Genomic DNA, 13567 nt, shown 5'->3' with positions numbered 1-13567 from the left:
GGGGCCGCTGAAGGCGGACCCGCCGGAGAGGACTGAGCACCTCAACGCTGAGCAGCTGCGCAGTATGGCGATCACCGCCCAAGAGGCCATCGTGGCGAAGGCGGCACCCGAATACGCGCATTACCTTGAGGTACGGAAACAGGCCCACAGCGCGCACGGATCCGAAGCGTCCACGGATGGCCGGGCCTCCGGTGCCTCGGTTGCCGCAGTGATAGCTGTTCTCGCCCCTGTGCTGTTCGGAACCGCCGCAGCGATCTTCCTGCTTGTCGGCTACGTGCTGCGCCTGGCGAGCCCGCGCATTGCTGTGGCCTCATCTCTGATCACAACTGGCTGGCTCTTCGCTGCGGGCACCGCGGCATCCGTGCTCGTGACCATGATCAGCCTCTTGCTGACAGCCTTGCGTAACGCTTCCGTATCCCCGTCCCACGAGGACGGAGCCATGACCCAGGAGGTGGCTGCCGCCAGGGCCAACTGGCGGCAAGCGCTTCGCAGGCGGGGTCTCGAACCGTTCCTGCGCGACGTACGCAAGGCTGCGAACGGGGGCCTTGACCATGACCGGGCTCCATAGCGCACCGGCAGGCCTACGACGCCTCCGTTCTGAAGTGCGGAGCGACTGACTGCGTCGACAGCGCCATCGTGGCCCCCGGGCGCGAGCTAAAACGGCAGAAAGGTACGGGCGGCAGAGCACGTGGCCTGTCGTGCTCCACGCTTCGGTTCTCGCGCCTGTGATGCAGGAAGCCCTGGTGGGGGTGGGGTGGGTGGTTCCGGACGGTTCTCCGCCGTCCGGAACCACCAGGTCAAAGCGCATTGGCCGTGAGGTGCGATCCGCCTCATGACGGCCCGTGCCGCACCGTCCGCTCACGCATCGCTCACGCAGAAATATCTGCTGCCCAGTGCGTTCGCTCCTTCTGGCGCTGCCCGCTTCCGAGTAGCCCAAGGCCGACGGCGAGTTGGTAGGGGTGCACTCAGCGGTTGAGGTACGCCAGTACCGCGAGGACGCGCCGGTTGTCGTCGTCGGAGGGTTGCAGGCCGAGCCGCGTGAAGATCGAGGCCGTGTGCTTGGACACCGACCGCTCGGTGATCACCAGCTGCTGGGCAATGGCAGCGTTCGAGCGTCCCTCCGCCATCAGCGAGACCACCTCCCGCTCCCGCGGGGTCAACGCAGCCACGGCGCCGTCGGCGGAGTTGTGGGCCAGCAGGCGGGCGATCACCTCGGGGTCCATGGCAGTGCCGCCCGTCGCGACGCGTCGTACCGCGTCGACGAACTGGCCACCATCCATCACCCGGTCCTTGAGCAGGTATCCGGTGCCGCCCTGGCCCGCAGCCAGCAACTCGCGGGCGTACAGCTGCTCGACGTACTGCGAGAGCACCAGTACCGGAAGCCCCGGGGAGAGTCGTCGGGCTTCCAGCGCGGCGCGCAGGCCCTCGTCGGTGAAGGTCGGTGGAAGCCGCACGTCCACGATCGCCGCCTCCGGCCTCTCGGCCGCCACCGCGGCCAGCAGGTCGGGGCCGTTGTCGACAGCGGCCGCCACCTCGAATCCATGTGCCTCCAGCAGGCGCGTCAGGCCGTCCCTCAGGAGAAAGAGGTCTTCGGCGATGACAAGGCGCACGGGATCTCCATGTTCACGATGGTCGGGCCGCCGGGCGGACTGCTGACGGCGAGTACGCCGTCGAAGGCGGCGAGGCGGCGCTCTAGACCGCGCAGGCCGGTGCCGCCGGCCGGATCGGCACCGCCCAGACCGTCGTCGGTGACAGTGATCCGCAGCGTACCCGTGACCGGGCCGCTGTCATGGCCGATCTCGATCCAGATCTGCCGGGCCCCGGCGTGCTTGGTCACGTTGGCCAGCAGCTCGCTCACCGCGAAGTAGGCCGCCGATTCCACGGGAGCGGGCGCCCGGCCCGGCAGCTCGGCGGTGAAGTGCACCCGGTGCGGCAGATCCAGGGCCACCGCGTGGACCGCGTCGGTCAGGCCCCGGTCGGCGAGTACCGGCGGATGGATACCGCGTATCAGGTCGCGTAGTTCGGCCAGCACCCTCGCCGAGGACTCCTTGGCCTCGACCAGCAGGCTCCGCGCGGCCTCGGGGTTGGTAGCCAACAGATGCTCCGCCGTGTCCAGGGCCATGCCCATGGCCACCAGCCGGGCCTGCGCGCCGTCGTGCAGGTCACGCTCGATCCGGCGCATCTCGGCCGCCCCGGCGTCGAGGGTGTCGGAGCGGGTCTGCGCCAGGTGGTCGACGCGCTGCGCCAGCTCCTCCTGCCGACTCGGGCCCAGCAGGTAGCGGGCCGAGCGGCCGTACCCGAGCATCAGCCTCGGCGCGGCCCACAGCACGACCGGCAGCAGGGCCAGCACCAGCACCGCAGCCATCGTGATCCCTCCCAGTACCAGCAGACGCACGGGTGGCTTCACGCCGCCGGAACCGAGGAACGTGCCGAGCACCTGCGCCGCGACGTAGGCCGGAGCGGCGGCCGACGCGGCAAGGACGCAGCCCACACCACCGGTGAAGGAGGTCCACAATAGGTCCCGCCACGTCGCCGGGTCGGCCAACACCCAACGCGTCCACCGCCACAGTCGCCACGACTGCGCCGTCCACCGCCCTGCCCCTGCCCCGGTCACGGTCGTCGGTACCCGGGTGGCGACCTCGGGCGCGGGGCGGTAGGGCACCGCGATGGGCACCCCGCTCCACGCGGCCGCCATCGTCCGGTGGAGCCCGGCCACCCACCGCATGCCCAGCACGCTGCACACCAGCAGGGGCGGGCTGAGCCAGACGACGCCGTGGTGGCCGCCCGGCAGCGGCCCGTGGTGAACCGCCAGAGCGGCTGACGTCAGGACCGGGGGCACCAGCAGTGCCGCCCCGCCAGCCCCCTGGACGGCCCTGCCGTCCAGGCCGGCGCCACCGCTGCGGACCAGTCGACGCACCCCCAGCACCGCGCAGGGAACCAGAGTGAGGATCACCAGCAGCCACAGGCCGTACCTGTCCTTGCCGATGCTGCTCGTCATGGTGGCCATCGGCGGTTCGAATGGCTGTCCCACGGTGTGCAGATTGACCAGCAGCAGCCCGGGGGCGGCCAGTAGGGCCGCGGACCCGATCAGGGTGACGCCCCAGATCGCGAACAGCCGGACCGCTGCCAGGACGCCGCGGCCGACCCGGGAGGGCTTTGATTCCGGCTCCCTTGTACGCCGCTGTGCGGACAGCTGGGGCTGGGGCCGCCCTCGGGAGCCCCCGTCCGGCGTGATCGCGCTACCGCTCACTTCTGCCTCCTTCGCCCTGTCGGTCCACAACAGTGTGCAAGGCGGCCCGAGCGGTTGGCATGCGTCTTGGGCCCCGAAGCCGGGATGTAGCCAGCTACACCTCCAAGAGGCCGCTCAACACGGTGTCAGCGCACTCGGGTCCGTTCCTAGCGTCATCGGCGGCATCGAGGGCAGCATCGCAGGAGCGGTGCCCCGGTCGATGCTCCGACCCGTGGAGGACCCGTGACCGCGCCGATCATCGAGATCTGCGACGTGAGCAAGAAGTACGACGAAGGACGCCCGGCGCTGGCCGGACTGGACCTGGAGGTGAACGCCGGCGAGGCACTGGCGGTACTCGGGCCCTCGGGCAGCGGCAAGTCGACCCTGTTGAACATGATTGCCGGCCTTGACCGGCCGTCCGAGGGCACCGTCGCCGTGGGCGGACTCCGCCTGGACGGGCTGGGCGAGACCGCGCTGGCGAAGTACCGCAGGGAGCGGATCGGGATGGTCTTCCAGTTCTTCAACCTGCTGGACGACCTGACCGTTGAGGACAACGTGCTGCTGCCTGCGCAACTGGCTGGCCGGCCGCATGCCCTGGCCCGTCACCGGGCAGCGGCTCTACTGGAGCGCCTGGGCATCGCCCGGCACGCGCGCGCCTTCCCCGGCCGCCTCTCCGGCGGTGAGCGGCAACGGGTCGCGGTGGCAAGGGCCCTGATGAACCGTCCGCAACTACTGCTGGCCGACGAGCCGACCGGTGCGCTGGACAGCGCCTCCGCGGCGGAGGTCAGGGACCTGCTGGCCGAGCTGAATCGGGAAGGGCAGACGATCATGCTGGTCACTCACGACACCACGCTGGCGGCCTCCTGCGCGACCCGCACTGTCGAACTGGTAGACGGCCGGATCACGCGCGACAGCGTGCGGGCGGTGGCCGGATGAGCGCGCTGGGCAAAGTGGTCCGCGCCGGGGTCGGCCGACGCCGGACGCAGACCCTGGTGATGGTGCTGACCACGACGATGGCGGTGGCCGCTGCGGTGCTGGCGACTGGACTGCTGGTGGCCTCCCAGGCGCCGTTCGAGCACGCCTTCGCCAAGCAGCGCGGGGCGCAGCTGACCGCCTGGTTCGACCCGGCCGGGGCCACTGCCGCGCAGGTGGCAGCGACCGCCCACATCTCCGGCGTGACCGCCACAGCCGGTCCTTATCCGGTGCTGTCGCTGTCCCCGCGGTTCGGGGCCAACAAGTCGCGGTTGCCGGTGGGCGGTGTCATGACCGAGATGAGCGTGGTCGGCCGGGCGGACACCGGGGGAGCGGTCGACGACCTGGTGCTCACCGCGGGCCACTGGGCCACGGGCAGCGGACAGATCGTGCTCAGCGACCAGAACATGCCACTAGGAGTGGGCGATCAGCTGTCTCTCCCCGACCTGCCAGGCAAGCCGGTGCTGACCGTCGTCGGGCTGGCCCGGTCGGTGACCGCGACCGGGGACGCCTGGGTCTCACCGACACAGATCGCGGCCCTGACCGTCCGTGGCAGCAGGCCCGGCCTGCAAATGCTCTACCGCTTCCGCAGCGCCGCCACCGATGCCGACGTCACCGCCGACCGCAAGGCGGTCGAGACGGCCGTACCACCGGGGTCGCTGACCGGGGCCTCCTCCTATCTGCAGACCGAGCGGTCCGCGGACCGCACCGAAGCGACCTTCGTGCCCTTCGTGGTCGCCTTCGGCGTGCTCGGCCTGGTCATGTCGGTGCTGGTCATCGGCACCGTGGTCAGCGGTGCGGTCGGCTCGGCGACCAGGCGCATCGGCATCCTCAAGGCCCTGGGTCTCACCCCGGCAGAGGTCGCCCGCGCCTACGTCGCCCAGGCGCTGATCCCCGCCATGGTCGGCACCGCCCTCGGCCTGGTGCTCGGCAACCTGATGGCGATCCCGGCCCTGCACGAGGCCCAACGCGCCTACAGCACCGGTTCCCTGGCCGTCGCGCCCTGGATCGACCTGGCCGTACCCGCCGCCGCGCTGGCCGCGGTGGCGGCGACGGCGCTGGCCCCCGCGTTGCGGGCCGGAAGGCTACGTACAGTCGAGGCGCTCACCGTGGGCCGGACCCCGCGGGCGGGCCGTGGGCGGACGGTCCAGCGGCTGCTTGCCGGGCTGCCGCTGCCGCGCGCTCTGAGCCTGGGGCTGGCCATGCCCTTCGCCCGGCCCGCCCGTTCGGCGACGGTGGCTGCGGCCGTCGTCTTCGGCACGCTCGGGGTGACCTTCGGGACCGGCCTGGCGATCTCGGTGAACGGCATCCAGAACGGCCTCGACCGCAGAGACGCGGGCGCAGTCACGGTCCAGGACATCGCGCCACTGGCCGGCAACGGGTCCAAGGACACCGTCGATCCGACGCTGATCGCCGCGAAGATCGCAGCGCAGCCGGGCACCTGGAGGTACTTCAGCACGGAACAGGCCCAGGTCCGAGTGGCCGGACTCGCCGGTTCCACCAACGTGATCGCTTACCGGAGCCATGGGGACGACGACTCCTGGGGCGCCTACCAGTTGGTCTCCGGAACCTGGTTCCACGGCCCCGGCCAGGCGGTGGTCCCCTACGGCTTCCTACGAGCCACCGGAACGCGCGTCGGCGACACCGTCACCCTCACCGCGGGCGGCCACCGCGCGGCGGTGCGGATCGTCGGCGAGGACCTGGACGTCCGCGAGGGCGGCATGGTCATGCTGACCGACAGCTCCTCTCTGGCCGGCCTCCACCTCAAGATCCCTTCCGAGCTGGTGCAGTTCGACATCGACCTGGAGCCCGGCACCGATGCCACGGCCTACGCGGCCTCGCTGGGGAAAGCCCTGCAGCCGCCGGGCATCCTGGTGCTTCCGTCCGGGAACAGGGTCAGCCCGACGATCATCGCGATGGACGCACTGGTGGCTATGTTCACCCTGATGCTGGTCGCGGTGGCCGGGCTCGGCGTCCTCAACACGGTGGTGCTGGACACCCGCGAGCGCGTCCACGACTTCGGGGTGCTCAAGGCGCTCGGCATGTCGCCGCGGCAGACCGTCGCCATGGTGCTCACCTCGGTGGCCGGGATCGGGCTCGTGGCCGGTGCGGTCGGCGTGCCGATCGGGGTGGCCCTGCACAGGCGGGTGCTGCCGGTGATGGGTCGCGCCGCAGGCACAGCCATCCCGAAGACGGACATGGCGGTGTACTCACTCACCGTGCTGGTCGCCCTGGTACTGGGCGGCCTGGTGATCGCGACGGCGGGAGCACTGCTGCCCGCGGGGTGGGCGGCGAAGGCGAGGACGGCGGCGGCGCTGAGGAGCGAGTAGCACCTATCAGGACCGCGGGGACTGCGCGTCCCGGGACCCTCCGCCGACCGAAGACAGGGAGTCATTGCGCTATGCCGAGAGGTGATCTTCACGTCCCTCGGTCCAGCAGACGGCCGAAGGAACGCTGCGTCTGACGCCCCGCTTTCGGCCAGCCGACCGAACAGTCGCTCACGCACGGGCACCAGAACGTCGCAGCATCCCGACCGGACGATCCCGGTCGAAGACGTCCTCGCAGATCAGGAGGGTTTCCCTCTTCCTGCAACCCGTAGACCCTGGGGGACTCGAACCCACAACCAACGGAAAGCCCTCAGGTTGAGTTCTGGGGCCATCGAGGTCCGCGCGCCAGGCCAGTCGACTGTCTCCGGTCGCAGAGCAAGGCCGTCTGACTCTCCACAGGGCAAACGCCGCTCACGAGTGACGGCCGGCCGTACGTCGGCGTCCAAGTCGTGTTCCCGGCTGACAGCTTTCGTCCGTGGAGCCGGATGATGCAGTGTGCCCTCCCGCCAGGCACAGACGCTTGGCGGGAGGGCACACCGATGGTGATTGACCTGCCCAGCCCCCGAGGCGGTGCAGATCCAGCTCTACGGGCGGGCCCCCGTGCCGTCCGTACAGCTGCATGCGGTGTTGCTGAACGTGCCCGACAGGCGGGCAGAGGTGAATAGCACCGTGGCCGAGGTGCTGGCTGTCCGGCTCGGCTGTGGCCTGACGCGTGCGCCGGGAGGCTTCATCGGCGTCCCGTCACCAGACGATCGAGCCGGTGTGCAGTCCGGTCTCGTTCGGCGTCGCCGATTCTTCACCGTTGACGCCTGCTTCGGCCTGGTCTGCGGCATCCGACAGCGCGCGATACACCAGGTCCCAGCCGGGTGCCCCGTGTGGAGCGTCCCCGACGAGCCGCTCTCCCTCCCGCAAGTAGGCCAGCATCCTCTCGTGAGGAGAGGAGCGCTTCTCGTGCTCCATTTGCATCCCCTTTTCTGTGTCCCGTTTCTTCGTCTGGGAAGCAGCTCGCTCCCTTCCTGTCGGGAGCGGTAGGTCCCGAGTCGGGACCACGGGTTTCGCTCTCGCGACCACCGTGGCCCCGAGAGGCGAGCTACTGCTCTGCGTGCGGTTCGGATATGCGCTTGGCCTTGGTCTCTGCCTTCTCCAAATCCCTGGAGACAGTCGCGGACGAGACCTTCAGCAACGCTGCGATCTCGATGCCCTTCAGGCCCCAGACGTGAGTCAGTTCCCAGACCGTCGCCTGCCGCTCGTCACGGATCGCGGCCTTCACTGCGGCCAGCAGTTCGAGGTATTCCAGGCCCGCGGTGATGTCGTAGGGAGCTGTGGTGTCCGGCCAGGGCCTGCCGCCCTCCGGGAGCTCGTCCGAGGGCCGTTCCAGCTGTGCCCGCATCCGTCCCAGTTCCGAGAGGAACTTGTTGCGGGCCACGACGGTCGCGTACACGATGACCGGTTTCCTGAACACGGTGCCCCTGCGGAATTCCTGGATCACCGCGAGACAGGCTTCCTGGGTGACGTCGTGCGCCAGGTGGTAGTCACGCGTCATCCGCATCACCACCGTCAGAAGCCGCGGATGGACCTCCCTCAGTACCTCGCTCAGCTTCGCCTCCTGTTCACGGGACAGCCGGTCTCGTGGCCGCGCGGGACCCGCTCCTCCTGAGTTGGTTGCCATGGGCCGTCCTTCCACCGGACTCAGGCGGGGATGGACCCCGCAGAGGTTGGTTGGTAGTAGGACGCGCAAGGGGCCAACTTCTTTCATCCGCCGCGACGTTGATGGCGCAAAATTTCCCGCTGCAGGACCGTCCTGACGGGTATGGACACTCGAACCGCGCTTGCGCTGGCCCTCGGCGCGCTGGCCGTCTACGCCGCATACCGCAATCCCGAACTCGGCACGGCAATCGGCATCGGCGTGATCGTCATGACCCTGCTCTTGGCGTTCTTGAAGTAGCGCGACCGGCCCGCCCAAGGCGGGTAGACCAGCACAATTCACCTTCAAGCCGTGTTGTTGTCTGCGGACAACAACACGTACCTCCGAACTGGTGAGGGCGGGCACCGCTGTCTCGGCTCATCGACCTTGACCGGTCTCATCAAAATCCGATCACTGCCAGGGGATGTCTTGTGGATCAGGCCGTACTCTCGGCTCCATGCCCCGCCATCCGAAGAAGCCCCGTCGGCTGGTCGTCGACGGGCGTTCGTACCTGTGGACGCTGCGCCACAGCCACCGCGTGCTGGACAGCGGCCTATCCGCGGACTGCCGCGAGACGCTCACGCTGTACCCGCAGCCGGTCGGCACCGGCGGCCCGCTGCGCATCGTCTTCGCGGAAGGCCCGGGCCGATACGTCCCGGGCGGATTTCCCATGGGCTCCGGGGACGTGGGGTACGTCCAAGGCGGCTCCCTCAACCTGCACGAACCGGGCGCCGTCCGGGCCCTGCTCGATGCGGCGTCGGCCCACGGGTGGCAGCCGGGGGAGCGGCGGGCGATTGAGGTCGACGGCTGGCTCCTGCTGGAGGCGGCGGCCGCCACGCGAGCTGGGAACGCCGGCCCCACAGGTTCGTAAGGGGTGACTCCGGCCTTCTCTCGGGCCGGCCTACCGCGTCGCGACCAAACTCCGTCGAGGCGGGACAGCTGCCTTCTCCGGCTCTTGGTCTCCTGCTTTGTTGTCCGCGGACAACAACACGGCCGCCGGTGAGCAGACACAGTTGACACTTCCCAAGCATCATCAGCAGGAGCGACAGCCAGCCTGACAGCGAGCGAAAACACAAAAGGCCCGGCACCCTGCTGCGTCCGCAGGGAGCCGGGCCTTCTTGTTGCTCGGCCCCGGCACCGAGAAGGTTGTCGGGGTCTGGTGTTGTCCTTCGACAGTGAAGTTAGTCGTGCGCAGCCCGCTGATCTGGGGCGACTAGGTTGGGTGTCAACGGTGATGAGGCTCTTTACTGGTTGTGGCCACGATTCCGTGAAGGATCGACACAATGAGGTATGGCGGATGGTGTATCGGCTGTAGCTTTCTGCGGGATCGTGCTCGGCTGAGTCAGCACGTGAACGATCCGGTCTTCGTCATCCATGGCGTCGCCAACCGCAATCGGGACGAGTTCTCCACGGCCGTATCGGCGCTCGCCGTAGCGGCCGGAGTTGAGATGGTTCCGGTCCACTGGGGTGACCTGGGCGCGCAGGACCAGTTCATTGACGCCACGCTACCCGCCTACCAGACCGGTCCGGACACCCTGCGCGACGGCGAGTCACCAAGGCCCGTCATGGCCGAACCCCACGCCGCGGCCCTGTTTGCTGAGACGATCGACGAAGGCCAGCAGCTCTCGCAAGTTGACGCCGCCATACGTGCACATCTGGTCGCAGGGAAAGAAGGGGAGGACGAGGGGCTGCGGGACGGCGGCCGCCATCAGCTCGATCCCGATCACATCCTCGAATATGTGAGGGAGGCGTGGGGCGACACAGAGTGGCTCTGTCGTACCGGTGACACGCAGCTGTTGCGTGAGACCGGGCGTTCTCTGGCACATGCGTTCCTAGACGAAACCGATCCTGACTCGGACGACTCGTATGACGGATTGCGCGGCGGAGGAGTCGGCGATGACAACCGCCTCCGTGCTGTGGTGCTGCGTCGGCTGAACGACCTGGATCGTTTCGCAGGCGCAGCAGTTCAGGCGGTGGGCGTGCGGCTGAACCACGCCATACGGAGCCGGTTCGGGCCCGGCACCACGCGCTTCCTCGGCGACGTGCTTGTCTACCAACGCCACCAGAATGCTATCCACGCCCGCGTACGCCAGGTCATCGATGAAGTGCACCCCGATCTTGGACGCAGCCCCGCCCGTCCGGTGCGCATCGTGGCCCACAGCCTGGGCGGTGTCATCGCCGTCGACATGGCCACCGCCACCGCACCCTTATGGACCGAGTCCCTGGTCACCTTCGGCTCCCAGGCGGCCTTCTTCCATGTGTGCGATCCCAGAGGGGGGCAACTGACCCCGTACGGAGGCAGCACGCCTGTACGATTGCCGGCTTCCCTGAACCGCTGGACCAATCTCTGGGAGCCGCTGGATGTGCTGGCTTTCGCCGCTTCCAAAGTGTTCCAGCTACATGACGGCACCACTCCAGTGGACCTTCCCGTCAGCCACCAGGCCAGCACGGGTATGTGGACCCACTCGGCGTACTGGAACCTTCCTTCTGTCGCCTCAGTCATCGGCGACGACATGGGCCAGGCTCAGCCAGTGCGCGGCCCCTCAGGGGGCTAATCCTCCGGCTCTCCGTAGGGGCGGGGACTGGCACAGAGCGTCAGCCGCCGCTGATCCAGACCCTGCCCGCCCGCCGGGGCGGACAGCAAGTTGATTACAACCATGCCAACGAGGTCGCTCAGCCCTGCGACCAGCCGAAGCCGGGGAGCACCCGTGACTCACGCACCCGCAGACCACGAGACCTCGGTGAACCTATCCGGTCACGGCCCTGGGGGAGACGCTCCGCCGGTTTCGCGATTCGGTCTACGGCCTGGGGCGTTGCTTCTCCTGGTACGGGGGCAGGTCGCGTGAGTAGGAGGAGTGCTCTGTGGCCTCGCGCCGCCGCGCGACGATGGCAGCGCCGTCCATCCGGTGCAGGAGGCCTCGGCCGATGTGCAGGTGAAGGTCCATGCCGGGGCAAGACGGTGACCATGACCGTCCGATGCCCCACGGGAGTCAGGCCGCAGCCGCCGCTGTGAGGAGAAGCATGCCGGGGTGTTGATGGCCGGACGTCAGCGCTCAGGGGCTGCGCTCGTGGAGGCAGGGGTGCCAAGGCGGTTGATGTCGGGGCTGTGGAGGACGTGGGGGCCGCGCCCGTCGAGTCCCACGACGGCGATCATGGCGCGTCCCAGGTGCTCGGTCGTCGTCGTGTGCCCGGGTGCCAGCCGGTGCAGGAGGGGGTAGAGCCACGAGGTGAGCCGGTAGAGCCGGCGGTAGGCCGCGGTTCGGGAGACGGCGCCGCGCTGGGGGCGAATGTATCCGGGCCTGAACAGGTAGGCGTGAAAGGGCATCGCCAGCAGTGCGTTCTCGGTACGGCCCTTGACCCTGGCCCACATCGAGCGGCCGGCCTCCGTGCTGTCGGTCCCCTCTCCTGACACGTAGGTGAAGGTCAGGGAGGGGTTGTGCGCACTCACCGCCCGTGCGGCGGCCAGCGTGTAGTCGTACGTGATGCGGGTGTACTCCGCCTCGCTGCGGCCCGCCGCGGAGACGCCGAGGCAGAAGAAGCAGCCATCCAGCCCCTCGAACTCGCCCTGGATCGCCCTGAAATCGGTGAAGACCGTGTGCACGACCTCACGGACCTTCGGATGGCGCAGGTTCAGCGGTGTGCGCCCGACGACCAGGATGTCGCCCACTCGAGGGTCGTTAAGGCAGGCGTCGAGCACGCCGTGCCCCACCATGCCGGACGCTCCGAAGACGGCCACACGCATGCTCATCCCTCCGCCCGGGCCAGGGTGCCGGCGATCAGGGTGGACAGCATCTCTTCCAGAGTGGCGGTGAAGTCCATACGCAGGGCGGCGAGCGAGGGGTCCGCCTCGTAGGCGGCGAGCATGGACGCGGAGGGCCGGGCGTGCGTCCACACCGCGCCAGTCACCATGACGGCCTGCGCGCACAAACCGTCGGCCCGGTCGCCCAGTTCGGGCAGATGACGGCGGGCCAGGGCGGCCAGAGCGGCGACGTTGCCGAGGGCGGAACGCTTGTAGCGGGCGGCCACCTCGGCGGAGACGTTGTGTTCCAGAACGCCGGCCTGGGCACTGAGCAGGTCGCACAGCACGCGGTGCTGCGCGAGGGAACGGGTCAGGACGGCGGCGAACGCCTGAGTGCGCTCGCGCACCGGGGCGTCCGGAGTGATCACGGCGTCCAGCTGCGCGGGGAGCTCATCCGTCCACTGTCGCCAGTGGTGGTCCAGGAGTTCCAGAAGGATGGCCTCGCGCGATTCGAAGTACCGCAGCACGTTGGACTTGGCCAGGCCCACGCGCCTGCTCAGCTCGTTCAGGCTGACCGCGCTGACCGGCATCTCGTCGAGCATCGCCGCCGCGGTGTCGAGGATCGCCCGCTGCCGGATCTCACGCTGTTCCTCGCTGCGCGCCCTCTGGAAAGTCGCCATGCGCCCATCTTACAGACTGCCGGTCTTTTGACATAAGACCGCCGGTCTCTTACCTTGGAGGAGCAAGAGACCGACGGTCTGCTACTTCGGGGTCGTCGGCGTTACGCACCATCCAGCACGTGAAAGAGGTCCACCGTCATGAGCGTTTCCAGCGTCGCCCTGGTCACCGGAGCCACCACCGGCATCGGCAAGGAGACCAGCCTGGCCCTGGCCCGCGCCGGCCACGCCGTCGTCGTCTCCGGCCGCCGCATGGAGGCGGGAGAAGCCGTCGCCCGCGAGATCCGCGACAACGGCGGCCAGGCCGCCTTCATCGCCGCCGACGTCAACACCGAAGAGGGAGTCGCCGCCCTGGTCGCGGCCACCGCCGAGCGCTTCGGCCGGCTCGATGTCGCCGTCAACAACGCCGGCGTCTCCCTCGACACCGGCCGTCTGGCGGACGAGCCCACCAGCCGCTTCCAACAGATGCTCACCACGAACGTGCTCGGCGTCTTCTGGGGCATGAAGTACCAGATCCAGCAGATGCTGGCTCAGCACAACCCCGGCGGCGCCATCATCAACCTGGCCTCGATCGCCGGCCTGGGTGGCATGCGCTAGGCGGCCAACTACTCCGCCACCAAGCACGCCGTGGTCGGCCTGACCAAGTCCGCTGCGCTGGAGTACGCCACCGACAGCATCCGCGTCAACGGCGTCGCCCCCGCCGCGATCAAGACCGACATCCTCAGCACCGCCATCGAGGCCGGCACCTGGGACGAGGCCACCATCGCCGCCCTCCAGCCGGTCAACCGCATGGGCCGCCCCACCGAGGTCGCCGACGCCGTCACCTGGCTCGCCTCCCCGCAGGCGTCCTTCGTCACCGGAACCATCCTCAACGTCGACGGCGGCTACAAGGCCCAGTAAGGCACCCGCTGCCACCACCGGCCAACAAGCCACTCCTCA

Annotated in this window: 12 protein-coding genes and 1 pseudogene; 7 read left to right on the top strand and 6 right to left on the bottom strand. The window is 69.0% G+C overall.

From position 1 onward, the window contains the following. Positions 1-64: 64 nt before the first annotated feature. Positions 65-568 (top strand): hypothetical protein, encoded by a 504-nt coding sequence (locus tag AAFF41_RS02040; protein ID WP_343323333.1) that lies wholly within the window; start codon positions 65-67, stop codon positions 566-568. Positions 569-965: 397 nt separating this feature from the next. Here the strand turns inward: AAFF41_RS02040 and AAFF41_RS02035 are convergent, their stop codons facing one another. Together AAFF41_RS02035 and AAFF41_RS02030 are read right to left on the bottom strand one after the other, a co-directional pair. Further along, a complete protein-coding gene (locus tag AAFF41_RS02035; RefSeq protein ID WP_343323332.1) occupies positions 966-1610 on the bottom strand; it encodes a response regulator transcription factor in 645 nt (214 codons plus the stop codon). Next, positions 1574-3250, bottom strand: a complete 1677-nt coding sequence (locus tag AAFF41_RS02030; protein WP_343323331.1) for a sensor histidine kinase — start codon at positions 3248-3250, stop codon at positions 1574-1576. The genes AAFF41_RS02035 and AAFF41_RS02030 overlap by 37 nt, the downstream gene beginning before the upstream one ends. A gap of 222 nt (positions 3251-3472) precedes the next feature. Between AAFF41_RS02030 and AAFF41_RS02025 the strand changes: the two genes are divergently transcribed. Together AAFF41_RS02025 and AAFF41_RS02020 are read left to right on the top strand one after the other, a co-directional pair. After that, positions 3473-4165, top strand: a complete 693-nt coding sequence (locus tag AAFF41_RS02025) for an ABC transporter ATP-binding protein (protein ID WP_319753356.1) — start codon at positions 3473-3475, stop codon at positions 4163-4165. Beyond that, a complete protein-coding gene (locus AAFF41_RS02020; protein WP_343323330.1) occupies positions 4162-6531 on the top strand; it encodes an ABC transporter permease in 2370 nt (789 codons plus the stop codon). Before AAFF41_RS02025 ends, AAFF41_RS02020 begins: the two co-directional genes overlap by 4 nt. A 738-nt stretch (positions 6532-7269) precedes the next feature. On the opposite strand, the gene AAFF41_RS02015 is transcribed toward AAFF41_RS02020, so the two are convergent. Beyond that, positions 7270-7488 carry a hypothetical protein gene (locus tag AAFF41_RS02015; RefSeq protein ID WP_319753354.1) on the bottom strand — a complete coding sequence of 73 codons (219 nt, stop codon included), beginning with the start codon at positions 7486-7488 and terminating at the stop codon, positions 7270-7272. A 130-nt stretch (positions 7489-7618) separates the two neighbouring features. Further along, entirely contained in the window at positions 7619-8197 is a 579-nt protein-coding gene (locus AAFF41_RS02010; RefSeq protein ID WP_319753353.1) for an RNA polymerase sigma factor, read from the bottom strand. A 141-nt stretch (positions 8198-8338) separates the two neighbouring features. On the opposite strand from AAFF41_RS02010, the gene AAFF41_RS02005 reads away from it, so the two are divergent. The 3 genes from AAFF41_RS02005 to AAFF41_RS01995 all read left to right on the top strand — a co-directional run bounded on the left by AAFF41_RS02005 (position 8339) and on the right by AAFF41_RS01995 (position 10767). Then, entirely contained in the window at positions 8339-8473 is a 135-nt protein-coding gene (locus AAFF41_RS02005) for a hypothetical protein (protein WP_257040602.1), read from the top strand. Between the two features lie 196 nt (positions 8474-8669). Beyond that, positions 8670-9083, top strand: a complete 414-nt coding sequence (locus tag AAFF41_RS02000) for a hypothetical protein (RefSeq protein ID WP_343323329.1) — start codon at positions 8670-8672, stop codon at positions 9081-9083. A 478-nt stretch (positions 9084-9561) separates the two neighbouring features. Beyond that, the gene (locus AAFF41_RS01995; RefSeq protein WP_343323328.1) at positions 9562-10767 is read left to right on the top strand and encodes a lipase family protein; all 1206 of its coding nucleotides are present in this window, start codon (positions 9562-9564) and stop codon (positions 10765-10767) included. 491 nt (positions 10768-11258) lie between these two features. Here the strand turns inward: AAFF41_RS01995 and AAFF41_RS01985 are convergent, their stop codons facing one another. Both AAFF41_RS01985 and AAFF41_RS01980 read right to left on the bottom strand, forming a co-directional pair. Continuing rightward, entirely contained in the window at positions 11259-11960 is a 702-nt protein-coding gene (locus AAFF41_RS01985; RefSeq protein ID WP_343323327.1) for a Rossmann-fold NAD(P)-binding domain-containing protein, read from the bottom strand. Continuing rightward, on the bottom strand, positions 11957-12631 hold the full coding sequence (locus AAFF41_RS01980; protein ID WP_343323326.1) for a TetR/AcrR family transcriptional regulator: 675 nt from the start codon (positions 12629-12631) through the stop codon (positions 11957-11959). Before AAFF41_RS01980 ends, AAFF41_RS01985 begins: the two co-directional genes overlap by 4 nt. Positions 12632-12769: 138 nt before the next feature. Between AAFF41_RS01980 and AAFF41_RS01975 the strand changes: the two are divergent. Then, positions 12770-13528: pseudogene (locus AAFF41_RS01975) on the top strand (glucose 1-dehydrogenase). Positions 13529-13567 lie beyond the last annotated feature (39 nt).

The organism is Streptomyces mirabilis (assembly GCF_039503195.1).
Taxonomy (GTDB): Bacteria; Actinomycetota; Actinomycetes; order Streptomycetales; family Streptomycetaceae; genus Streptomyces; species Streptomyces mirabilis_D.
The sequence above is the reverse complement of the archived record's forward strand: the minus strand, read 5'-3'. Positions and strand labels throughout refer to the sequence as shown.